23 protein-coding genes are annotated in these 21,673 nt (G+C 72.5%); 10 read left to right on the forward strand and 13 right to left on the reverse strand.

What is annotated here, in order from left to right:
• The first annotated feature begins 112 nt into the window (after nt 1-112).
• Genes SLP03_RS13250 through SLP03_RS13260 form a run of 3 tightly spaced genes read left to right on the forward strand, consistent with a single transcriptional unit; the run spans nt 113 to nt 4,078 of the window.
• On the forward strand, nt 113-2,371 hold the full coding sequence (locus tag SLP03_RS13250) for an alpha-galactosidase (protein ID WP_319460872.1): 2,259 nt from the start codon (nt 113-115) through the stop codon (nt 2,369-2,371).
• Between the two features lie 48 nt (nt 2,372-2,419).
• Entirely contained in the window at nt 2,420-2,812 is a 393-nt protein-coding gene (locus tag SLP03_RS13255; protein ID WP_319460912.1) for a YciI family protein, read from the forward strand.
• A gap of 21 nt (nt 2,813-2,833) precedes the next feature.
• Nucleotides 2,834-4,078 (forward strand): RNA polymerase sigma factor, encoded by a 1,245-nt coding sequence (locus SLP03_RS13260; protein WP_319460913.1) that lies wholly within the window; start codon nt 2,834-2,836, stop codon nt 4,076-4,078.
• Between the two features lie 28 nt (nt 4,079-4,106).
• Here SLP03_RS13260 and SLP03_RS13265 read toward each other — a convergent pair whose 3' ends face one another.
• Nucleotides 4,107-4,649, reverse strand: a complete 543-nt coding sequence (locus SLP03_RS13265; protein ID WP_319460873.1) for a 2'-5' RNA ligase family protein — start codon at nt 4,647-4,649, stop codon at nt 4,107-4,109.
• A 157-nt stretch (nt 4,650-4,806) separates the two neighbouring features.
• Between SLP03_RS13265 and SLP03_RS13270 the strand changes: the two genes are divergently transcribed.
• The gene (locus SLP03_RS13270) at nt 4,807-5,319 is read left to right on the forward strand and encodes a GNAT family N-acetyltransferase (protein ID WP_319460874.1); all 513 of its coding nucleotides are present in this window, start codon (nt 4,807-4,809) and stop codon (nt 5,317-5,319) included.
• Between the two features lie 110 nt (nt 5,320-5,429).
• On the opposite strand, the gene SLP03_RS13275 is transcribed toward SLP03_RS13270, so the two are convergent.
• From SLP03_RS13275 to SLP03_RS13290, 4 genes are all read right to left on the reverse strand, one after another.
• Nucleotides 5,430-6,173, reverse strand: coding sequence for a class I SAM-dependent methyltransferase (locus tag SLP03_RS13275; RefSeq protein WP_319460875.1), 744 nt, complete (start codon nt 6,171-6,173; stop codon nt 5,430-5,432).
• 166 nt (nt 6,174-6,339) lie between these two features.
• Nucleotides 6,340-7,278: a hypothetical protein gene (locus SLP03_RS13280; RefSeq protein ID WP_319460876.1), complete on the reverse strand. Its 939-nt coding sequence runs from the start codon at nt 7,276-7,278 to the stop codon at nt 6,340-6,342.
• Nucleotides 7,279-7,304: 26 nt separating this feature from the next.
• A complete protein-coding gene (locus SLP03_RS13285) occupies nt 7,305-8,753 on the reverse strand; it encodes a transposase (protein ID WP_319460877.1) in 1,449 nt (482 codons plus the stop codon).
• A 109-nt stretch (nt 8,754-8,862) separates the two neighbouring features.
• Complete coding sequence (locus SLP03_RS13290) at nt 8,863-10,032, reverse strand: MFS transporter (protein ID WP_319460878.1); 1,170 nt, start codon at nt 10,030-10,032, stop codon at nt 8,863-8,865.
• Between the two features lie 132 nt (nt 10,033-10,164).
• On the opposite strand from SLP03_RS13290, the gene SLP03_RS13295 reads away from it, so the two are divergent.
• Nucleotides 10,165-10,983 carry a LysR family transcriptional regulator gene (locus tag SLP03_RS13295; RefSeq protein WP_319460879.1) on the forward strand — a complete coding sequence of 273 codons (819 nt, stop codon included), beginning with the start codon at nt 10,165-10,167 and terminating at the stop codon, nt 10,981-10,983.
• 169 nt (nt 10,984-11,152) lie between these two features.
• Nucleotides 11,153-12,115, forward strand: a complete 963-nt coding sequence (locus tag SLP03_RS13300) for a TIGR03557 family F420-dependent LLM class oxidoreductase (RefSeq protein WP_319460880.1) — start codon at nt 11,153-11,155, stop codon at nt 12,113-12,115.
• 425 nt (nt 12,116-12,540) lie between these two features.
• Here SLP03_RS13300 and SLP03_RS13305 read toward each other — a convergent pair whose 3' ends face one another.
• From SLP03_RS13305 to SLP03_RS13340, 8 genes are all read right to left on the reverse strand, one after another.
• On the reverse strand, nt 12,541-12,798 hold the full coding sequence (locus SLP03_RS13305) for a hypothetical protein (protein WP_319460881.1): 258 nt from the start codon (nt 12,796-12,798) through the stop codon (nt 12,541-12,543).
• 286 nt (nt 12,799-13,084) lie between these two features.
• A complete protein-coding gene (locus SLP03_RS13310) occupies nt 13,085-13,888 on the reverse strand; it encodes an endonuclease/exonuclease/phosphatase family protein (protein WP_319460882.1) in 804 nt (267 codons plus the stop codon).
• Between the two features lie 9 nt (nt 13,889-13,897).
• Entirely contained in the window at nt 13,898-15,388 is a 1,491-nt protein-coding gene (locus SLP03_RS13315; RefSeq protein ID WP_319460883.1) for a phosphatase PAP2 family protein, read from the reverse strand.
• A gap of 89 nt (nt 15,389-15,477) precedes the next feature.
• The gene (locus SLP03_RS13320; protein ID WP_319460884.1) at nt 15,478-16,470 is read right to left on the reverse strand and encodes a YihY/virulence factor BrkB family protein; all 993 of its coding nucleotides are present in this window, start codon (nt 16,468-16,470) and stop codon (nt 15,478-15,480) included.
• Nucleotides 16,463-17,464 (reverse strand): diacylglycerol/lipid kinase family protein, encoded by a 1,002-nt coding sequence (locus tag SLP03_RS13325; protein WP_319460885.1) that lies wholly within the window; start codon nt 17,462-17,464, stop codon nt 16,463-16,465. The genes SLP03_RS13320 and SLP03_RS13325 overlap by 8 nt, the downstream gene beginning before the upstream one ends.
• Before the next feature lie 84 nt (nt 17,465-17,548).
• On the reverse strand, nt 17,549-18,118 hold the full coding sequence (locus SLP03_RS13330; RefSeq protein WP_319460886.1) for a YdeI/OmpD-associated family protein: 570 nt from the start codon (nt 18,116-18,118) through the stop codon (nt 17,549-17,551).
• On the reverse strand, nt 18,118-18,696 hold the full coding sequence (locus tag SLP03_RS13335; protein ID WP_319460887.1) for a Clp protease N-terminal domain-containing protein: 579 nt from the start codon (nt 18,694-18,696) through the stop codon (nt 18,118-18,120). The genes SLP03_RS13330 and SLP03_RS13335 overlap by 1 nt, the downstream gene beginning before the upstream one ends.
• Complete coding sequence (locus tag SLP03_RS13340; RefSeq protein WP_319460888.1) at nt 18,696-18,932, reverse strand: HTH domain-containing protein; 237 nt, start codon at nt 18,930-18,932, stop codon at nt 18,696-18,698. The genes SLP03_RS13335 and SLP03_RS13340 overlap by 1 nt, the downstream gene beginning before the upstream one ends.
• A gap of 22 nt (nt 18,933-18,954) precedes the next feature.
• Here SLP03_RS13340 and SLP03_RS13345 point away from each other — a divergent pair, with 22 nt between their 5' ends.
• The 4 genes from SLP03_RS13345 to SLP03_RS13360 all read left to right on the forward strand — a co-directional run bounded on the left by SLP03_RS13345 (nt 18,955) and on the right by SLP03_RS13360 (nt 21,671).
• Nucleotides 18,955-19,230, forward strand: coding sequence for a hypothetical protein (locus tag SLP03_RS13345; protein WP_319460889.1), 276 nt, complete (start codon nt 18,955-18,957; stop codon nt 19,228-19,230).
• 131 nt (nt 19,231-19,361) lie between these two features.
• Complete coding sequence (locus tag SLP03_RS13350) at nt 19,362-19,928, forward strand: helix-turn-helix domain-containing protein (protein ID WP_319460890.1); 567 nt, start codon at nt 19,362-19,364, stop codon at nt 19,926-19,928.
• Nucleotides 19,925-20,749 (forward strand): oxidoreductase, encoded by an 825-nt coding sequence (locus SLP03_RS13355; RefSeq protein ID WP_319460891.1) that lies wholly within the window; start codon nt 19,925-19,927, stop codon nt 20,747-20,749. The genes SLP03_RS13350 and SLP03_RS13355 overlap by 4 nt, the downstream gene beginning before the upstream one ends.
• 91 nt (nt 20,750-20,840) lie before the next feature.
• Nucleotides 20,841-21,671, forward strand: coding sequence for a universal stress protein (locus SLP03_RS13360; protein ID WP_319460892.1), 831 nt, complete (start codon nt 20,841-20,843; stop codon nt 21,669-21,671).
• Nucleotides 21,672-21,673 lie beyond the last annotated feature (2 nt).

Raw genomic sequence — 21,673 nt, forward strand, 5'->3', positions numbered from 1 at the left:
ACCTGTCAGTCATATTTATGCCTGACAGGTATCTCGCTCACCGCGGCCAGCCCGCCCGGTCTCCTCACCAAAAGTGACGGACGCCGCGTGCCCTCACGGAAAGATGAGTGTCATGACGATTCCGACCGTCATCCACCTGCGCCGGGCGCGGACCAGCCTGGTGCTCGACGCCCGTGGCCCGGGGCTGCCCCGGGTCGTGCACTGGGGTGCCGACCTCGGCCCGCTGCCCGCCGAGGACCTTCCCGCCCTCGTCGACGCCACCGTCCCGCCGGTCGTGCCAAGCAGCTTCGACGCCCCCACCGTGCTGTCCCTGCTGCCGGAGGCGAGCGCCGGCTGGAGCGGCCGGCCGGGCCTGGCCGGGCACCGGAACGGGCGGGACTGGTCGACCGCTTTCCGCCTCGACCACCTCGACGTCTCCGACGACGCCCCCACCGGCGGCGCGGTCGGCGCATCCACAGAGGACGGTGACCACGACGGGCCCGGCCCGGCGCGGGTGACCGTGCGGGCGTCGGACCCGGGCGCGGGCCTGTCGCTGACCATCGAGATCGCGCTGGACGCGTATGGCCTGCTGACGGTCCGGCACCGGCTGCGCAACGACGGCGACGCGCCCTACGAGCTGCGGGAGCTGACCCCGGTGCTGCCGGTGCCGGCGGTCGCCACCGAACTGCTCGACCTGACCGGCCGCTGGTGCCGGGAACGCGCGCCGCAGCGGCACCCGTGGCCGATGGGCGCGTGGGTGCGGGAGGGCCGGCACGGTCGGACCGGGCACGACGCGACGCTGCTGCTGGTCGCCGGGACGGCCGGCTTCGGCTTCGGCCACGGCGAGGTGTGGGCGGTGCACACCGCGTGGAGCGGCGACCACGTCACCGCCGCCGAGCGCCGCCCCACCGGCGAGTCCACCCTCGGCGGGGGTGAACTGCTCACCCCCGGCGAGATCGTGCTCGCCCCCGGCCAGGAGTACGCCACTCCCCTGCTCCACGCCGTCCACTCGACCGTCGGGCTGGACGGGCTCAGCGACGTGCTGCACACCCACCTGCGGGCCCGCCCGGAGCACCCGCGTACGCCGCGGCCGGTGACCCTCAACGTCTGGGAGGCGGTCTACTTCGACCACGACCTGGACCGGCTGACCAGCCTCGCCGACCGGGCCGCCGAGGTCGGCGTCGAACGCTTCGTCCTCGACGACGGCTGGTTCCGGGGCCGCCGGCACGACCGGGCCGGCCTGGGCGACTGGTGGGTCGACGACGACGTCTGGCCGGACGGCCTGCAACCGCTGATCGACCACGTCCGCAAGCACGGGATGCAGTTCGGGCTCTGGGTCGAACCGGAGATGGTCAACCCCGACTCCGACCTGTTCCGCGCCCACCCGGACTGGGTGCTCCAGGCGCCCGGGCGGCTGCCGCCCGAGTGGCGCCACCAGCAGGTGCTCGACCTGGCCCATTCCGAGGCGTACGAGCATCTGCTCGGTCGGCTCGACGCGGTGCTCACCGCGCACGACGGCATCGCGTACCTGAAGTGGGACCACAACCGGGACCTCGCCGAGGCCGGGCACCGTGGCCGACCCGGGGTGCACGCGCAGACCCTGGCGGTCTACCGGCTGCTGGACGAGCTGCGCGCCCGACACCCGGGCCTGGAGATCGAGAGCTGCTCCTCCGGCGGGGCCCGCGTCGACCTGGAGATCCTGCGCCGAACCGACCGGGTCTGGGCCAGCGACTGCAACGACGCGCTGGAACGGCTGGCCATCCAGCGCTGGACCGGGTTGCTCCTCCCGCCCGAGCTGGTCGGCACCCACATCGGACCGGACCGTTCGCACACCACCCACCGGGTGCACGACCTGGGCTTTCGGGCGGCCACCGCACTCTTCGGCCACACCGGCATCGAGTGGGACATCAGCGCCATCTCCGCGTCGGAGCGGGCCGAGCTGGCCGCCTGGGTCGCGCTGCACAAGCGGCTCCGCCCGCTCCTGCACGCCGGCCGGGTGGTCCGGGTCGACCACCCGGACCCGGCCGTCCAGGCGCACGGCGTGGTCGCCCACGACGGCTCCCGGGCGGTGTACGCGGTCTCCCGGCTGACCACCTCGGTCGCCCAGGTCCCGGGCGCCGTGCGCCTCCCCGGGCTGGACCCGCACCGGCGGTACGCGGTCCGGCCGGCGGCCGGGGTGCCCGAGCCGGCCATGCTCCAGCTGACCGAGCCGGGCTGGCTGCCGAGCGTCACGCTCAGCGGGGCGGCCCTCGGGACGGTCGGCCTCCAGCTGCCCGCCCTGCACCCCGAGCAGGCCCTCCTGCTGGAGGTCACCACCGTTGACAGAGAATCTCCCCAACTTTCTTGCCCACCGATGTCGAGAACCGGAGCGGCAGCTTCTACCCGAGGGTGAAGGCACCGACAATCGGTGCACAGGCGTGAGGAGCACACCGTGAAGTACATGCTGCTGATGCAGTTCAGCGCCGCCGGGACCGACTTTCCGTCGATCGACACCTGGACCCCCGAGGAGATCCAGGCACACATCGGTTTCATGATCGAGACCAACGGCAAGCTCGCCGCGGACGGGGAACTGGTCCAGGCGGAAGGGCTGGCCGGGCCGCAGCAGGCGCGGATCGTCCGGGCCGGTGCGGGCGGCGCGCCCGTGGTGACCGAGGGCCCCTTCGCGGAGACCAAGGAGTTCCTCGCCGGCTGGTGGATCGTCGACTGCGAGACCCCGGAGCGGGCGGTCGAGATCGCCGCGCACATCTCCACCGCACCCGGTCCGGGCGGCCGGCCGCTCAACATGCCGATCGAGGTGCACCCCGTCATGTCGGCGCCACCGCAGGAGATGTGACGCCTGGACGCCCCAGAGCGGATCGCCGAGGACCTGCTGCGCGACCTCGCGCCGCAGGTCCTCGGCGTGCTCTCCCGCCGATTCGGCGACTTCGCCACAGCCGAGGACGCGGTGCAGGAGGCGCTGCTCGCCGCGGCGACGCAGTGGCCGGTCGACGGGCTGCCGGACAATCCGCGCGGCTGGCTCGTCCAGGTCGCGTACCGGCGCATGATCGAGCTGGTCCGCGCCGAGGCGGCCCGTCGCGACCGGGAGGACCGCGCCGCCCGGCGGGAGGGCGACGACCGGCGGACCGCGCCGCCGGCGGACGAGGCACTGGCCACGGACCGGGACGACACCCTGGTCCTGCTCTTCCTCTGCTGTCACCCGACGCTCTCGACGGCGTCGGCGATCGCGCTGACCCTGCGGGCGGTGGGCGGGCTCAGCACCGCCGAGATCGCCCGCGCTTTCCTCGTCCCCGAGGCCACCATGGCGCAGCGCATCAGCCGCGCCAAGCAGCGCATCCGCGCCTCCGGGCTACCGTTCCGGATGCCGGACGAGGAGGAGCGGCAGGACCGGCTCGCGACGGTGCTGCACGTGCTCTACCTGATCTTCACCGAAGGGCACACCGCCAGCCTCGGCGCGGACCTGCGCCGGGTGGACCTGTCCGAGGAGGCGATCCGGCTGACCCGGGCGATGCACGCGCTGCTGCCCGACGACAGCGAGGTGGCCGGGCTGCTCGCCCTGATGCTGCTCACCGACGCCCGCGCCGCCGCGCGGACCGGCCCGTCGGGCGAGCTGATCTCGCTGGCCGACCAGGACCGCGGCCGGTGGGATGCCGCCGCGATCGCCGAGGGGACCACGCTGGTCACCCGGGCGATGGCGCGCGGACCGGTCGGGCCGTACCAGCTCCAGGCGGCCATCGCCGCGCTGCACGACGAGGCGCCCACCGCCGCGGCGACCGACTGGCCGCAGATCCTCGCCCTCTACCAGGTGCTCGAACGCCTCTCCGGCAACCCGGTGGTCTCGCTCAACCGGGCGGTGGCGACCGCCATGGTGCACGGCCCGGCCGCCGGGCTGGACGCCCTCGCCGCGCTGGACGCCGACCCCCGGTTGGCCGGGCACCACCGGCTCGACGCGGCGCGGGCACACCTGTACGAGATGGCCGGCGACCGGGAGCGGGCGGTCACGCACTACCGGGCCGCCGCCGGCGGCACGACCAGCCTGCCCGAGCAGCGCTACCTGACGATGCGGGCCGCTCGCCTGGCGACCCTCGGCGCCCCGTCCTGACCCGGGTGTCTGCCCTGACCAGAGACGTTCAACTCCTGTCCGGCTCAGCCAACGGAAACGTGGTCTGCCTGATCCAAGTGCCGCTGTCATCGGCCTGAGCAATGAGCGTCATCTTCCGGGCACGTCCCAGGATGGGCAGATGCTGTTCGAGGGCTCGTTCTGCAGCTTGCATGTCCGCCGAGTCGCAGCCATGAGCCACTGTCAGGTGAGGCACGACGTCGTCAAACTGCCCCTCGAACGGCGGGAAATCCGGGAAGGCTGTGTGCACGAGCTCTGTGAGGATCCGGAAGGGCTGGGGATCCTCCGGCGCGAGCCACAGAACCTCGTCGCCGAACCATGCGGTGCGGGTCAGTCGAAAGTCGAACGCCGCGGTGCCGGCGAAGATCCGCCGAAGCTCAGCTACGACCACCAGGTCGATCTGAGCGGGAGGCACGAACGGGAACAGCACGGTGACGTGGGCCGGGACCCCTAGCCGGGCGTTGGCGTCGAGCACGTCACGGTGGCGTCCCACTGCCGCTTCCGCCTCGGGAACCTCGAGTATCAGGCCACTTTGACGGAGTACCGCACCCATGGCCCGAGCCTAGATCTCGGCGTCGACCGGGGACGCACTGGGCTGGCCTAAGGCAGGATTCTGCTCGCTGGTCTCTGCTGAGACCGGCTACCTGAGCTGCCGACGGGAGGGTGAGCAGTCAGTGTCGTCGTCCTTGCAGCGACCAACGAAGCGTCTGTTGCTGCGACCGCTGCGCATCGGCGACGAGGCGGACGTCCTCGCCTACCGCGGGCGCGAAGACGTATGCCGATACCTGACCAACGTTCCCCTCGATGAGACCACCGTGGAGTCGTTCATCGCCGCGAGGACATCAGCCACCCGGATTGTGGAAGACGGTGACCGCATCCTGCTTGCTGTTGAGCTTGACGGACGCGTGATCGGGGACGTCCGGATCCGTGCCGGAAAGATGTGCGACAGGCAGGGCGAGATCGGGTGGGTCTTCCACCCGGAGCATCACGGGCGCGGCTATGCCACCGAGGCCGCGCGTGAGCTCGTGCATATGGCCTTCGACGACCTCGGCATGCACCGCGTGTGGGCTCAACTCGATCCGCGGAATTTCGCGTCGGCACGAGTGTGCGAACGCCTGGGCATGCGGCAGGAGGCACATCTGCGCGAGGAGTCGTGGCTCAAGAGTGAGTGGGGCGACCTTGCCATCTACGCGATCCTTCAGAACGAGTGGCGCGGACTCTGACTCGGCTCCACCGCAGAGGCCCCTCCCATCGCAGGATGCCGGCTTGAATCCGCTTGCCGTGACGCTCCGTGGCGCGCGGTTGGCGACATGAGACTGATACCACAAGACGATCAGATACGGCGCAGCACCAGCGTCACGAAGCCCAGAACGTTGCGGTACCCGCGCAACCACTGATCGCGGTGCTCCCGGGCCTCGGTGAGTGCCTCGGCAGCGTCCGGATGGCCGGGATTGTCCAGCGCCCACTCGGTGAGCGAGCCGATCCACGACCATTCGTAGTCGTCCCACTCGGCGGCGTCGCTGACATGGGCGTACATCGGCGTCCAGCCGGCCTGCTCAGCAGCGTCGACCAAGCCGGCGAGGTCGGTGAATTCCTCAGGCTTCGCATTGAGCGCTGCGAGTGCCTCCGGAGTCGGCGGGACTTGCCAGAATCCCTCACCGACCATAAGGATGCCGTCGGCGTTCACATGCCGACCGGCCAGCTCCAGCGTCTCGCCGAATCCGCCGAACGCGTGTGTCGACCCGACGCACAGCACCAAGTCGTAATCGCCGTCAGGCACGTACGTCCGGGCATCGCGCTCGTGCAGTGTGAGCCGGTCGGCGAGGCCGCGTTCGGCAGCGGCGCTGGCGGCGCGTTCGAGGGCGTACGGGCTGACGTCTACGCCGTCCGCGTGCCCGTCGGGGTAGTGAGCGAGGGCCTGCAGCGCCCAGGATCCCTCTCCGCAGCCGAGGTCGAGGACACGAGCCGCCGGTTGGCGGCCCGCCCGGCGCAGGAGCCGGTTGAGGTTGACACCGAAGATCGGGGCCGCGATCGGGTGGTGCGAGTGCGCGATGCTGCTGAGCCGTTGACGATCCACCGCCAAAGTCAACACGAGTCCAGTCGACGCCCGCACTCGGGTTGTCATGCCATGCGCGGTCGGCAGCGATGTGTGGATGCTCTGGAGACATCCGGTGTGCTTCAGCCGGTTCTGGCCAAGATCAACCCATGGCACGGGGCGTATCGGCTCCCCTGACAGGGGCCAGCTAACGGGTATGGCGCCAGAGTCGGTCGTCGTGATCGGTACTGAGCCACGAGCCATCGCCGAGTGGTTCAAGGTCATACGCGTCGCGTGTCTGGGTGTCGAGCGTCCCGTGTACCTGTCCCGTGCGTACGTCGATCAAGTGGTGCCGGTACCACTCCTGTTCGTCCTCGGTCTCCCCCGCGATCGTCACGACGGCGGTTTCGGAGTCGAGATAGCCGCCGGTCCACTCCACGTACGCCTCGTCGGGGTCGTAGCCGAAGGACTCCACTGGAATCCGGATCAACACCTCGCCGTTGGGGTACGCGTGGAAGGCAATGTCCTCCTGGTCGTGATGAACGGTCATGAATTGATGACCGTCCGGGGCGAGACTCACGAGGCTGCGGTCGATCCACGGGTAGGCGGTCAGGTCGATGACGTCCCGGTCGAGACGACCGCGGTACACCCGCGAACCGTCCTGCCCCTCGCCAACGTCGAGCAGCATGTGCGCGCCGTCCGGGTGAGCGAACTGGTGCCCACCGTGTCCGGCGCAATCCAACTCGACGTGCGCGACCACGCCCCCGGTCTCGGTGTCAACGGCGAGCCAACGATCCAAGCCGTCGCCGCGTCCTGACATCGCGTCGGGCCGGTAGACCCACACCACCGTCCCGTCCAGAGAAAACTCACAGCTCGCTGCAGCGTTGTACGGAACCTCCGCCCCAGGTCCGAAGCCGAGCCGCCACAGCGTCTTGCTTTCGCGGTCGACGCACACCACCTCGTCGGCCGTCGCATACACCGCACGCCGCAGGTTCGGCGCCACCGCGTGGCTCTCTACTTCGACGGCCTCGACGATGGGAAAGACAGCAACCGGCGCCGCAGCCGACTCCACACGGGTGGCCGAGAAGTCATAGGCGCGGACAAGCCCGGCCGTGAAGCGAGTCACCACGCGGGAGATGGCAGTCATGCCGCTCGACGTTAGTGCGGTGTCCACTAACATTCACCGGGTTTGCGGTGGGTGTTGTGGATCCTCGCCTTTTGGGCGAGCGACTCCCCACCGGGTGGTGGGGCGGGCCTCCGCGGGCCAACTGATCCCCGCGCCACCCTCGGTGGGCGGCGGGGGTCACGCCGGGACCGGCCGGCACCGGGGAGATGCCGGCCGGCTCGACGGTGCGTGACCACCCCGGGCAGCACAACCGCTGCCGGGGTGATGGATCCGCCGCCCGGAACACGGGTGGCGATGCTGGCCGCCGCGACGAGGTCACGGTGGCCGGAGAATGCGCAGTGCGGGCACGACAGGGTCCGCCCACGAGGTTTCGGCACCCGCCGGTGGCAGGCGGGGCAGGTCGACGAGGTGCCCCGTTCGTCGACCAGCCGGACGGTGATACCGGCCAGGGTGGCCTTGTCGACGAGGACCTGCATCAGCCGGCCGATCTGCCACTGCCGCAACCGCAGGTTGTGCCGCCGCCCCGCAGGAAGGTCCAGCACCCCGCGGGGATCCCCGACGTGCAGGACACCGACCCGCTGCTCCACCGCCCAGGAGACGACCGCGCGGGCGGCTTCGTGCTGGGCCTGACGGACCCTGCGCCGGTGCCGGCCCTCCACCAGCCGTGTCCGACGGCGGTACTGCCGCCACCGCCGCGACCCCTTCTGGCCCGGTTTCGGCGCCCGAGCGGCCACGGCACGGCGGCGGGCCTTGGTGTCGGCCAGGTGCATGCGGTGTTCGGCGCGGATCGCCCGCCCGGACACCAGCAACCCCTCGCCGTCGGGGCCTGCTACGGCGTAGGGGTGGATGATCCCCAGATCCACCCCCGCCACCCGCCCCGGATCCGGTCCCACACCCGGCGGGTAGACCGCCACCGGCACCTCGGCCGTCACGTCCAGGAACAGCCGGCCACCCTCACACAGCAGCGTGACCGACCGGACCTGCTCGACCGGATACGGCACCTCGCGCGCCAAGCGGATCCACAACGGCACAGTGCCTCTGGCGGTGGGGATCCGGACCTGGCGGCCGTCGAGGGTGAACGCGCCGTGATACCAGCGCACCGGCACCAACCCCCGCCGCCGACGCGGAAACCGCACCAACACGTCACCCGCGTTGCGGCGCTTCGCCGCCGCGAACCACGCATCCGAAAACCGGCGCAACACCGACCGCGCACCCACGGAGTCCAGCTCCGCGAACGTGCCCGGCCCCGACGCGGACAGCTCCCGGCACAACTCCTGATAACCGACCAGCGGCGCGTCCCGGCGGCGCCGACGCCACCCGTTCACCTCCAACACACACGCCCACACATCACCAGCCGAACGCAGCAACCCGAAACACCGCCGCCGCTGCCCCGGCGTCACCCGCAACGCCACACGCGCCGTGCGATGCACGACCCGCGGCACGGCCGGATCCCGACGACGAGGCACGAACCGAAGCCAACACCACCCCCACGACACTTTCCCCAACCCCGACCAACCCGGCCAACGCTTGTGGTCAGAGCACTAGCCGGACCGCAGTGGTAGTAGGCATTCATGGTCACGCTTTCCAGGTTCTGCCTCGCCACGCTCAATATCCGAGATCAACTGGACCAGGGTGGTATAGCACCGCCGTTCGAGCGGGCGAGCGGCGGGACAGTAGGTGTCCGGTCAGTGCGGCGGCGAGGCCGGCCAGCCCGGCCGCCGCGAAGCCGCCCGCCGGCACGGAGAGGTCGATCGCCACGCCGACGAGCGGGGATCCGAGCGCGAAACCAGCGCTCTGCGCTGACGATTGCAGACCTGTCGCCTCACCCCGCACGCCGGCCGGCGCCAGCCGGCTCACCGCGTCGGCCACCGTGGCAAGGGTCGGCGCGGTGAGTAGCCCGCTGCCGACGACGGCCACGCACAACCAGGGCCAGTCGTGGGCGAGCCCGGCGGGAATCGTCACAAGCCCGAGCAAGCCGAGCAGCAGCCAGGTGGGCAGCGGCCGGGTCAGCGCGCCGTAGATCAGTCCGCCGACGACGGACGACACGCCGAACACCACTACGACCACGGCAGCCCAGGACACCTGACCTGCTTCTTGCAGCGTGGCGACGATGGCGAGGTCGACGCCGCTGAGCAGCGTCGTCGTGCCGAACGCCATCGTCAGCGCGGCGATCATTCCGGCGCCCAGCCACTGCCTGCGCGGGGGCCGTCCGGCCGCGCCGGCATCCGCCTCCGCATCGGCACGCACCGGTGGATTGAGCAAGGCGATTCCGGCTCCGCCGGCCACGATCGCGACACCGACCCCCCACGCCACCACATCGGGGGACATCGTCGCCGCACACAGGATCACCACCGCCGGGCCCACGATGTACGACAGCTCGCCCTGCACCGATTCCAGCGCAAACGCGGCCCGGCGCTGCTCCGTTGTCGTCATCGCGGCGATCGCCTGCCTGCTCACCGCCTGGGCCGGCACCATCAGCAGACCCGCCACGAAGCTGGCGACCAGCAGGAACCCATACGGCAGGATCGGCACGCTCAGCCAGAACACGACCTGCACTACGACGGTTACCAGCAGCACGGTGCGCGGGCCCCGCGAGTCGATCATGCGGCCGAGCAGCGGCCCGCCCAGCGCCACTCCGGCGGTCAGGGCCGCGGCGACACCGCCCGCTGCCGCGTAGCTCAGCTCCAGGCCCAGCACGACATACATCGTCAGCGCCATCACGTCAGCCGTGATCGCGGCCCGGGCAAGCAGCGAAACGCCCAGCAGCGATGCCATCCCTGGCACGGCGAGCACCTGTCGGTATCTGGTCACCTGCGTGACGTTAGATCGTCGGTCTCATCATAAGAAGTAGCTAATTTGTTGGAGCTGGCATAATAAATGCTTATGGCCAGAGATCTTGAGACCGCGTTGCTGCGGTCGTTCGTCACCGCCGTGCGGGCGGGCAGCATCAGCCGTGCCGCGACCGCGCTCGGACATACCCAGCCCGCGCTCAGCCAGCAGTTGCGCAAGCTCGAGGGCGTTGTCGGCCGTCCGCTGCTTTACCGGTCGCCGTCTGGCGTCTCGCCGACCCGGGCGGGTGAGGAGCTCCTGCCGTACGCCGAACGCATTCTCTCGCTCTCCGCACAGGCACTCACCGAAACCGGACGCGCGCTTACCGGCCACTGCGTCGTCGGGTTGCTCGAAGACCTCGCCGCGTCCCAGCTTCCGCAGGCCCTCGCCGACCTCGCCCGGCTGCACCCCGGCGCGACGCTGGAGGTGCTCAGCATTTCCAGCGCCGCGATGCGGGAGGCCTACGACGCGGGCCGCGTCCAACTCGTGCTCGACGCGGTGCCGGACGTTCCCGGGCCGCCGCGCTGGACGGTGCGCCGCCCGCTGGTCTGGGCGATCGGCCAGGGTGTGGACGTGGCTGCCGATCCGCTGCCGGTGGTGCTGTTCTCGAACCCGTGCTCCTGGCGTACGTCAGTGCTGGAAACGCTGGAATGTGCCGATCGGCGCTGGCGGGTGGCGTTCGAAAGCAACAGCCTGGTCGGTGTGCTCGCCGCGGTACGGGCCGGGCTCGGCGTCGCGGCGCTCATGCCCGCGAACCTCGAACCGGTCATGGCCTGCCACGACGCGGACGCCCTGCCCACCCTGCCGGACGTCGAGCTCGGTCTCGCACGGCACCCACGGACCGAAGGTGATCCGCTGATCGACGCCGTGGAGACCGCGCTACGTCGCATGGTCTGAGCACGAGCCCGTCGAGACCCCGAGCATGTCGTGCCCACCGTGTTCTGGCCCCACCCTGGTCGGCGTGGAAGGCCCGCAGGATATACACCTCCCGCGCGGAAGCGGACACCAGGGTTGACCGCCGCACCGCGGGGTATCCGGTGACGATCCGCCCGGAAGGAGAACCTCCATGGTCAGCGTCGGCTACACCCTGATGTGCGAGCAGGCCGGCCCGAAACAGCTGGTCGACCACGCGGTACGCGCCGAGGCGGCCGGCTTCGACCAGCTCGTGATGTCCGACCACTACTACCCGTGGCTGGACTCCCAGGGCCACTCCCCGTACGCCTGGTCGGTGCTCGGGGCCGTCGCGCACGCCACCAACCGGGCCGAGCTGATGTCCTTCGTGACCTGCCCGATCCGCCGCTACCACCCAGCCGTCGTCGCGCAGAAGGCCGGCACCATCGGCGTGCTCTCGGACGGCCGGTTCACCCTCGGCCTCGGCGCTGGGGAGAACCTCAACGAGCACGTGGTCGGCGGCTGGCCGCACGTGCAGCAGCGGCACGAGATGTTCGAGGAGGCCCTCCAGATCATCCGGCCGCTGCTCGACGGCGAGACACTCACCTTCTCCGGCAACCACTACGACGTCCCCGACGCGTACCTCTGGGACCGGCCGGTCCGCCCGGTGCCGATGGCCGTTGCCGCCTCCGGCCGGCAGTCCGCCACCCTCGCCGCCGAGTACGGCAACGGGCTGGTCGCCACCGAGCCCGACCCGCACATCATCCAGATGTACGACGACGCGGGCGGCGCGGGCCAGCCCCGCTTCGGCCAGGTGGCGATCTGCTACGGCCCCGATGAGGCCGAGTGCCGCAAGCTCGTGCACGACCAGTTCCGCTGGTTCGGCATGGGCTGGAAGGTCAACGCCGACCTGCCCGGCCCCGACTCGTTCGCCGCCGCCACCCAGTTCGTCCGCGAGGAGGACGTCGCCGAGGGCATCCCCTGCGGCCCGGACGTGGACAAACACGTCGAGGCGTTCAAGAAGTTCGTCGACGCCGGCTTCACCCACGTGGCCATCGTGCAGGTGGGCGGCGAGACCCAGCCGATGTTCCTGGACTGGGCGCAGGAGCAGCTACTGCCGCGACTGCGCGAGCTGTGAGGCCGACGCCGGGACGGCCCGGTCCGCCCCTCGCCCCGGCAACCGGCGGCGAGTGGTGGCTCGTTGACGACCCCGCCCCGGGAAGGTGAGCCCATGCGCGTCGGCAACACGGAGATCCGCCCCTTCGGCGGCGGGCTCGGCTGCCTCCTGATGATCCTCTTCTCAGTCCTCGCCTCGGTCGTCCTGACCGTCCTGCTCAATCTGCTGATCTGAACCAGCGGCCCTCCGCCGGGCCGGGTTCAGCGGCGCAGAGCCAGCGCTGGGCCAGGCCCAGCGGGCGCACCACCACCCGGTAATGAAGCTGAGCAGCCGGCCGGCGAGCCGCCAGGCACCGACCACTGCGTCCGCCAGCACCCGGCCGGCGGCCCGGGCCGACGCGAGCAGCGCCCGGCCGACCGCGGCCATAACGGCGGCGAGCGCCCGGGCTACCGCGTGGACCGCGACCCCCACACCAGATGTACCACCGCCCGGGCCAGACCCCGGCCGAGCAACCCCAGCGGCAGCCAGACCAGGGTCCGGGCCGCCCTGCACAGCGGGCCCCAGACCAGCGTGCGGGCCGCCCAGGCGAGCGGAAGCAGCAGCCACCGGAACGGGAACCGACCGGCGGGAGTGAGCAGGTGCCGGTCCAGCGCCCGGCCGGTGGCGGCGGCCAACTCCCACAGCAGGCGTACCGGCAGCACCACGACCAGAGCGACACGGCGGCGACCAGCGGCGGCTCGTCCGTCCGGACGCCGCCGCGCGGCTGACGTGGCTCCACCGTCCGGGCCGCACGGTGGCGTCCCGGCTCGCCGCCGGCCGCCGGAGCGGCGGCGTACCCCGATGGCCCGCGCGCGGACGCCGGCCCGGCCGGGTCCCCGGCGGGAGCGCCGTGCCCGGCATCGGGCCGCCGCCCCGGATCGGACGGTCGGAGGGTGGGCGTGCCGGTCGCGGCGACACGGTAGCCAGTCGGGGCAACGGCCGCCGCCGCGCTCAGCCGGCGGTCAGCGCCAGGTCGGCGACCACCGGATAGTGGTCGGAGGCCCGGTCAACCTCCCCGTCGCGGACCACCCGGACCTGGCGGGTCAGCGCGGCCACCGCCGAAGTGGCTAGCAGATAGTCCAGCCGCATCGCGGCGAACTCGGCGCCGCCGTGCCGGGTCGGCACGGTCAGCCCCTCCGGTTCGGCCCCGCCGAACCGCGGCCAGAGATCGACCAGGCCCGCCGCGAGCAGCCGGGACACCGCGCGGGTGTCGACGGTACGGCCGTCGCGGCGCAGATGCCGACGCCGGTAGAGCGCGGGCAGGCCGGCCAGCCGCTCGGCATGGTCGACAGTCGGGTCCAGGGTGTTGAGGTCGCCGGCGAGCACCGCCAACGGGCCGCCGGTCCGCCGGACGGCGACGGCCAGCCAGTCGGCCTCCATCCGCCGCCGGCCCCCGGAGTACGGATCGAGGTGGGTGCTGAACACTGCCAGCGGCCCGGCCTGCGTGGCCACCACCACCCGAACGGCGGCGTGGTGGAACGGCCGGCGTACCGGCCCCGCCGACAGCACCCGCAGTGGCGGGCGGACCAGCACCGCGACCGGCTGCCCGAACCAGGAACGGGCCAGGTGGGGAACCATCCCCACCCGGCCCGCCACGTCGCCCAGCAGCCCGTCCCGGTCGAAGCCGCGCAGCTCCTGCAGGGCCAGCACGTCGGGCCGCTGCGCGGTGAGCACGCGCACGATCCGGTCCAGCCGGTCGAGCCCGTCGCGGTCCCGGCCGCCGGTCCTGATGTTCCAGGTCATCACCCGCAGCATCGGCGCCGGTCAGTCCTCCCGGCCGGCCTCGGCCAGCTCGTCGTCCAGCTCGTCGACCTGCTCCGACTCGATGGCCGGCTGGTTGCCCTGGTGCACGTCGGCGTTGGGCCGCACCACCCAGTAGAGCAGGCCGATCCAGAGCGCGCTGAGCAGAATCGCGCCCATGAAGTCGGTCGGGTGGTGCATGCCCCGGTACATCCGGGACGTGGCCACCCCGACCGGCATGATCACGGCCATCGCCACGAGGAGCCAGCGCCACCAGCGGTCGGTACGGGCGAACACGATGATCGCGATCGCGCTCCACAGGCAGATCGTCGCGGCGATGTGGCCGGACGGGAACGACGAGGTCGGCATGTGGCCGTCGAGGTTCACCACCGGCGGCCGCGGCCGCTGCACCAACCGGGCGGAGGCGAGGAAGAGGCTCAGCTCGCCGAACAGCGCCAGCACCACGAAGAGCACCGGCCGCCAGCGCTTCCAGATCGCCAGCACCAGCGGGCAGAAGACCAATGAGACCAGCAGGATCGCGTGCGTGTCGCCGAACTTGCTCCACCACCAGCTCAGCTCGGTGAGCTGGTCGGTGCGCCGCTCGGCGAACCAGCGCGGCACCGCCGTGTCCAGGTTGCCGAAGAAGGTGTTCTTGGCGTGGTAGCTGACGAACATCCCGAAGCCGTAGAGGGCGCCGAACACGATCACCCAGCCGACCAGCAGCTCGGCGGTGGAGGAGCGGGGGTGCTCCAGCATGTGCTCCTCGGCCGGCGCGAGGGTGAGCTCCTCGCCCGCCTCCGGTTCCAGGCCCTCGGTGATCGGCGGCACCGGCCGGCCCCGCTCGCGACGCCACAGCCGGAAGGCGTACGCGGTGACGCCGAGCCACATCGCGCCGAGCAGCCAGCCGGCGATCACGTCGGAGACGAAGTGCACGCCCAGCGCGATCCGGGTCAGCCCGATCAACGCCACCAGCACCGCCACGATCGCGATGGCGGGCTTGCGCCACCGCGGCGACATGGCCGGCAGGAAGACCAGCAGCAGCGCCCCGTACGCGACGAAGGAGCCGAGCGCGTGCCCGCTGGGGAAGCTGTTGCCCGGGGCGTGGGTGATCGGCACGTCGACCACCGGCCGGAGCCTGCCGACCAGCGCCTTCAGCGACGGGTCGAGGATCAGCCCGCCGACCCCGGTGATGATCAGGTAGACCGCCAGCCGGGACTGGCGGCGGATCAGCAGGCCGAGCACGGGGATGCCGACCAGCCAGATCAGCACCGGCCGGCCACCCAGGTCGGTGATCGCGGTCAGCACGGTCACCAGCGCGTGGTGTGGTGCGACGAGGCCGTTGAACCACTCGGCCGCCTCGCGGTCGGCGTGGTACAGCGGGCCCCACTTGAACCGGACGAGCATCAGCAGCACGCCGAACCCGACGCCGCCGCCGGCGACGGCCAGCAGCCCCGCAAAGCTCCGCTCCGCGAAACGGCCCACCGGCCGTCGCGTCGTCTCCTTGACCGCGGTCACCCCGCACCTCCCCTTTTCTTCTGCGAGGCGCGAGGTACCCGATTCGCGCTCCGCGTACACGCCGCGGCCGGCGGGTCGTCAGAGCGCGGTCATCTCTCGCCGGTGTCGAGGAGCTCCCCGCGTTCGGCCTCGGGCTCCCACAGGTCCGGCCGCGCCGGCTCCGCCACGCCGATCCGCATCGCCTCGAGTTGGGCGGCGAAGGCCAGCCCGCCGAAGAGCGCCATCCCGGTGAGGTTGGCCCAGAGCAGCAGGGCCATCATTCCGGTCAGCGCGCCGTAGGTCTGCCCGAAACCGCCGCTGAACTTGACGTACCCGGCGAGCAGCAGGCTGGCCAGCCACCACAGCGCGGTGGCGATACCGGCGCCGAAGAAGAGCCAGGACAGGCCGGGCTGGTTACGCCGGGGCGCGTGCCGGAAGAGCACCGCCACGGCGACCACGGTGAGCCCCAGGCTCAACGGCCAGCGGACCACGTGCCAGGCGGCGTTGGCGAAGGCGCCCCACTCGTAGTGCCGCTGCACCGACTCCCCCATCGCCCGCCCGCCGACCAGGATCAGGAAGCCGGTCAGCGCCGGTACGCCGGCGGTCACCGCGAGGATCGCGGCGCGGAGGTACTTGGCCAGCGCCGGGCGGTCCCGCTCGACGCCGTAGATCCGGTTGGCGCCCCGCTCGATCTGGGCCATGGTCGTGGTGAGCGCGATGAGGCCGGTCAGCAGGCCGAGGGTCAGCGCCAGCTCACCAGCGCGTTCGGAGCGCTCGCCGTCGCCGAGCAGGTCCCGCACGACCGACTCGCTCTGCCCGGGGGTGAGCGCGAGCACGGTGTCGGCGACCACCTGGCCGCCTCTGTCGGCGCCCAGGTGGGTGATCAGGCCGGTGAGCGCGATCAGGAAGGGCACCACGGCCAGGCAGAGCTGGAGCGCGAACGCCCGGGAGTGGCTGAACCCGTCGCCGTAGCGGAACCGGATGAAGGCGTCCCGCAGCAGGCACCAGCCGCCGTGGCGGCGCAGGGTGTGCCAGGCGTCGTCGGCCGACAGCTCCTCCTGGGCCATCAGCCGGGTTTCCGGCACGATCCGGGTGCTACTCACGTCTGGCCTCCTCGACCAGGCGCTCACCGCGCTCGGCCGCCGCCTTGGCGTCCACCGACAGGTCGGGGTGCTGCGCGGGACGGGGCACGCAGAGCACGAGCGACTGCGGCTTGATCTCGGCCTTGAGCGCCCGGCCCGGCTCGATCAGGTCGCCGTCGAGCTGCCGGGGCTGGGCCCGGTTGCTGGTGATCTCGACCTTCCGGCCCTTGAGGACCTCCATCCGGGGCACGCTGCCGCGCCGGCGCATCAGGGCCCAGCCCATCGCCAGCCAGTGCCCCAGCGTCCGCGGGGTGAGCACCGCGACGTCGAGCCAGCCGTCGTCCGGCTCGGCGTCGGTCAGCAGCCGTACGCCGCCCTGGAGGCGGCCGACGTTGGCGACGAGCACGGAACGGGCCCGGCGGCGCAGCGGGGGCTGGTCGTCGATGCGGATGGAGACCTGCATCGGCCGTTCCCGCAGGTGCTTCGCGGCCCCCATGACGTACGCCGGCCAGCCGATCCGCGCCTTGGTGGTCTCGGAGGTGGAGTCGAGCATCTGGGCGTCGAAGCCCATTCCGGCCATCACCGCGAAGCACTGGTCGTCGACGACGCCGACGTCCAGCCGGCGCCGCCCGCGCTCCACGGCGACCTCCAGGCCGGCGGCCAGGTCTCCGGAAAGGCCCAGGTTGGCGGCGAGCAGGTTGCCGGTGCCCTGGGGCAGCACGGCGAGCGCCACGTCGGTGCCGGCCAGCGCGGTGACGCAGGCCATCACCGTGCCGTCGCCGCCGCAGGCGAAGACCACCTCGGCGCCGGCCTTCACGGCCTGCTCGGTCTGGCCCCGGCCCGGGTCATCGACCGTGGTCTCGTACCACGTCGGCGCCGGCCAGCCGGCCACGGTGAGGGCGCCGTCCACGGTCCGGCGAAACTCATCCAGATCGGCCACCTTGACCGGGTTGACCACCACGGCCGCGCGTAGCCCGCCGGCACGTGCCGTCGGCTTGTCCTGTCCGCTGTCCACGGCGCCAGTGTGCAGCAACTCCGGTCGAGCGGCGAGTCGGCGGGCGGTGATGATGCCCGCACGGCGCAAAGGTTTCAGAATCGGTCACCGCGGCCGCTCGCCCCGCGCGGCGCGCTCGGCCGTCTCGGTCACCCGGCGCCGCCGGGTGTCTGCCCGTTTCGCCTGGGTTATCCATTCCAGCGTCGCGCGGCGGGTCGACCGGGGGAAGGCGTCCCAGTGCGTCCGGGCGCCGGGGAGGCGGTCGAAAGCGGTCGCGAGATCGTCGGGGACGACCAGCGCCTCCACCTCGTCCAGCCGGTTCCAGGCGCCGCTGGCCCGCGCCTGCGCGACGACCCGGGCACCGGCCGGCGCCATCCGGCCGGCCGCTTCCAACCGGTCGACCCGTTCCTTGTTGGACCGGGACCAGCCGCTGCCCGGGCGGCGAGGCGAGACCCAGAGCATGGTCCGCTCGTCGTCCAGCCGGCGGACCTTGCTGTCCACCCAGCCGAACCGCAACGCCTCGCTGACCACCTCGTCGTAGTCCGGGCGGGGTCGGCCGGTGGACGCCTTCCAGGTCACCAGCCAGACGCCGGCAGAGCGCCCGTGGTGCCGGGCCAGCCAGTCGTCCCACTCCCGGGCGCTCTCGGCGTGGAACCGCTCGGCGTCGTCCGGCATCAGGCCGCCGTCCGCAGGGCCGCCTCCACCCGTCGGCGCAGGTCGTCGAGGTCGACGCCGGCCTCGGTGAGCACCAGGGCGGCCAGCCCGTTCCCCTCGCGGAGCAGGCCGAGCAGGATGTGCTCGGTGCCGATGTGGTGGTGCCGCAGCCGGATCGCCTCCCGCAGCGCCAGCTCCAGCACCTTCTTGGACCGGGGTGAGAACGGGCCACCGACGTACCGCCGGCGGCCCCAGCGGCGACGCGGGGCGGGCACCGCCTCGCGCAGCGCGTCGGGGCCGAAGGACTCCTCGATCCGGGACACGATGGCCGCCAGGTCGATGCCGATCTCCCGCAGCGCGGCCGCGTCCGCGGCGCCGAGCCCGACGCCACCGTCCGCCATGTGCCGTCCGATGGCGGCCCGCAGGTCGTCGGCGCGCACGCCGAGGCCGGCGAGGAGGCGCACGGCCAGGTTCTGGTCGTCGGCGAGGACGCCGAGCAGCAGGTGCTCGGTGCCGACGGGCCGCTGCCCCTCGGCCCGGGCCTCGTCGCGGGCGCGCCGGACGACGTCGCGGGCGCGGTCGGTGAACCGTTCGAACATCACGCCTCCCAGGTGCCTCGGACCGCCGGCCGCCCGGCGTGCTTCTTGTGTACCGCCTGCCGGCTGACCTCCAGGGCGTCGGCGATCTCCTGCCAGGACCAGCCCTGTCGACGGGCGTTGTCCACCTGGACCACCTCCAGCCGTTCGAGCAGCCGGCGCAGGGCGAGCACCGCACGGAGCCCGACCTTCGGGTCGGTGCTGCCGGCGGCCGCCGCGAGTTCCGTTGCCTGACTCATGGTGTCAACTTACGTTGACACCATGGCCGTGTCAACCGCGATTGACAGATCGCACCGCGCCGGGGGCCGCCGACACGCCGGCGAGGGCAGCCGGATCACCGGCCGGACCGGGATGGACACCCTGGCGCAGCGGCTCCGCGAGAGCTGGCCCAGGCTCGGACCGCGCGAGCTGCGCGCCGCGGCGGCCGCGGCGCAGACCCGGGTACGCCAGGCCGGCGCGGGCCTGGCCGCCGGCGGCGAGGACAACGCCACCGCCGTGGTCGTCCGGGTCCACCCGGCGATCCCCACCCCGCGCTGACCGGCGCCGGGCCTCCATCGCACCACCCGCACCGGGCGTGACCGGGGCGCGGGCGGGAACGCGGCTACCCGGACCCGGACGTGACCGCCAACACTCTTGACGCCCTGACATTCTGTGTAAATATTGTCACCGTGTCGAACGAACGGTTGGACGCCATCCTCGCCGCCGCATACGAGTGCTTCACCCGGCACGGTGTGCGACGCACGACGATGGACGACATCGCGGCGGCCGCCGGCATGTCCCGTCCCGCGGTCTACCAGTACGTCCGCAACAAGGACGACGCCTACCGACGGCTCGCCGAGCGGCTCTTCGCCGGCTCCCTCGCCGACGCGCGGCAGGCCGCCGGGTCCCCGGGCGCGGACCTGGCGCAACGGCTGCACGACGTGCTCGCCGCCAAGCTGGAGCTGACCCTGCGGCTGCACCGGGAGAGCCCGCACGCCGCCGAACTGCTCGACACCAGCACCAGGCTCACCGGCGACCTCGCCGAGGCGTACACCCGGGACCTGACCGACGTGGTGGCCGGCGCGCTGGCCGACACCGCCGGGCCGAGGGCCCGCGCGGTCGCCGACGTGCTGGTCGCGCTCACCCGCGGCCTGGAGGCCGACCTCACCGACCCCGACCTGCCCCGGCGGCGGCTGCGCGACGGTGTCGCGCTGGTCGTCGCGGGCCTCGCCACCCACCCTGGAGCCCCGTCATGACCACCGTTCTGATCACCGGCACCTCCTCCGGCATCGGCCGGGCCACCGTCCGCCGCCTCGCCCGCCGCCCCGAGCTGACCGTCTACGCCACCGCCCGCAAGGTCGAGGCCATCGCCGACCTGGCCGACGCCGGAGCCCGGCTGCTCCCCCTCGACGTCACCGACGAGGCGTCCATGCGGGCCGCCGTCGCCGCCGTCGAGGCCGAGCACGGCCAGGTCGACGTCCTGATCAACAACGCCGGCTACGGCGAGTACGGCCCGATCGAGGAGGCCCCGATGGACCGGGTGCGGGCCCAGTTCGAGACGAACGTCTTCGGACTGAGCCGGCTCACCCAGCTCGTGCTGCCCGGGATGCGCCGGGCCGGGCGGGGTCGGATCGTCAACGTCAGCTCGATGGGCGGACGGCTGGTCTTCCCCGGCGGCGGCTACTACCACGCCAGCAAGTACGCGGTGGAGGCGATCTCCGACGCGCTGCGGCAGGAGGTCCGGCCGTTCGGCGTCGATGTGACGATCGTCGAGCCGGGGCTGATCCGGACCGGCTTCGGCGCGGTCGCCAGCTCCTCCCTCGGCGCCGGGGCGGACCCGGCCGGGCCGTACCGGAAGATGGTCACCTCCGTCGACACGGTGATGGCGAAGTCGTACCGGAGCAGGGCCCTGTCGGCCACGCCGGAAACGGTGGCCCGGGTGATCGAACGGGCGGTGACCGCCCGCCGACCGCGCACCCGCTACCTGGTCACCGCCGCCGCCTGGACCATGGTGCACACCCGCCGACTCCTCGGCGGCCGGATCTTCGACGCGGTGAACCGGCTTCAGTTCCGCTGACCCGATCCCGCCCCGGGCGGGCACGGCCGCGACTACCGTGGGTGAGGAGAGCGTGGTCGTGCCCTACCCGGCGCCGGGGAGGTGAGGCGGGATGGCCGCACCCACCCACGGCGCCGTGGTCGTCGGCGTCGGGTCGTCGGAGGAGGACCTCCAGGTGGTCCGGGAGGCCGCCGGCGTGGCCGCCGGACACGGCCGCCCGCTGCACCTGCTGCACGCCTTCAACTGGGCGGCGGCGCTGGACGCCCCGTCCGTGGGCGGGCAGCGCGTCGAGGCCGAGCGCCTCCTCGAGCGGGCCGCCCAGATCGTCGGCGAGGTCGAGCCGGCGGTGCCGGTGAGCGGCGAGATCGTCGAGGGCGCCCCGGTCGAGGCCCTGATCCGCGCCTCGGAGTCAGCGTTCGTCGTGGCGCTCGGTGACGGCGGGATGGCCGGCTGCGGCACCTGCGTACCGGCCGACGCGCCGGCCGTGCAGCTGGCCGCCCGGGCCGGCTGCCCGGTGCTGGTGGGACGGGCCGAGCCGCCGCCGCAGGGCCCGGTACTGGTCGGTGTGGACGGTTCGGCGAGTTCCCGCACCGCGCTGGGCTTCGCCTTCGACCACGCCGCCCGCCGCTCCGCCCGGCTGCTCGCGGTCCGGGTGATCGAGCCGGGCCGGCCCGACGAGGGCGACGAGTTGCTCGCCGGGGCGGTGGCCCGGTGTGCCCGGCGGCACCCCGGGGTGCCCACGGAATGCCACACGATCCGCGGCGACCCCGACACCGTCCTGGTCGAACAGTCCCGCTCGGCGCAAATGGCGCTGGTCGGCGCGCGCGGTGACGAGCCGTGGCGGGGCATGCTCGGCGAGGTCAGCCAGTCCCTGCTCTACCACTCGCCGGCACCGGTCTTCGTGGTCCGGGGCATCGACCCGGAGCCCCGGGACGGGGAATGACG

Source organism: Micromonospora sp. RTP1Z1 (assembly GCF_033804685.1).
Lineage (GTDB): Bacteria > Actinomycetota > Actinomycetes > Mycobacteriales > Micromonosporaceae > Micromonospora.

What these genes read in the sequence shown, in the direction of transcription:
- SLP03_RS13255 (WP_319460912.1), top strand. Translation starts at nt 2,420, where the DNA reads ATGCTGCTGATGCAGTTCAGCGCCGCCGGGACCGACTTTCCGTCGATC.
- SLP03_RS13345 (WP_319460889.1), top strand. Translation starts at nt 18,955, where the DNA reads ATGGCCGTGTCAACCGCGATTGACAGATCGCACCGCGCCGGGGGCCGC.
- SLP03_RS13250 (WP_319460872.1), top strand. Translation starts at nt 113, where the DNA reads ATGACGATTCCGACCGTCATCCACCTGCGCCGGGCGCGGACCAGCCTG.
- SLP03_RS13360 (WP_319460892.1), top strand. Translation starts at nt 20,841, where the DNA reads ATGGCCGCACCCACCCACGGCGCCGTGGTCGTCGGCGTCGGGTCGTCG.
- SLP03_RS13355 (WP_319460891.1), top strand. Translation starts at nt 19,925, where the DNA reads ATGACCACCGTTCTGATCACCGGCACCTCCTCCGGCATCGGCCGGGCC.
- SLP03_RS13300 (WP_319460880.1), top strand. Translation starts at nt 11,153, where the DNA reads ATGGTCAGCGTCGGCTACACCCTGATGTGCGAGCAGGCCGGCCCGAAA.
- SLP03_RS13290 (WP_319460878.1), bottom strand. Translation starts at nt 10,032, where the DNA reads ATGGCATCGCTGCTGGGCGTTTCGCTGCTTGCCCGGGCCGCGATCACG.
- SLP03_RS13330 (WP_319460886.1), bottom strand. Translation starts at nt 18,118, where the DNA reads ATGCCGGACGACGCCGAGCGGTTCCACGCCGAGAGCGCCCGGGAGTGG.
- SLP03_RS13265 (WP_319460873.1), bottom strand. Translation starts at nt 4,649, where the DNA reads ATGGGTGCGGTACTCCGTCAAAGTGGCCTGATACTCGAGGTTCCCGAG.
- SLP03_RS13335 (WP_319460887.1), bottom strand. Translation starts at nt 18,696, where the DNA reads ATGTTCGAACGGTTCACCGACCGCGCCCGCGACGTCGTCCGGCGCGCC.
- SLP03_RS13310 (WP_319460882.1), bottom strand. Translation starts at nt 13,888, where the DNA reads ATGCTGCGGGTGATGACCTGGAACATCAGGACCGGCGGCCGGGACCGC.
- SLP03_RS13340 (WP_319460888.1), bottom strand. Translation starts at nt 18,932, where the DNA reads ATGAGTCAGGCAACGGAACTCGCGGCGGCCGCCGGCAGCACCGACCCG.
- SLP03_RS13280 (WP_319460876.1), bottom strand. Translation starts at nt 7,278, where the DNA reads ATGACTGCCATCTCCCGCGTGGTGACTCGCTTCACGGCCGGGCTTGTC.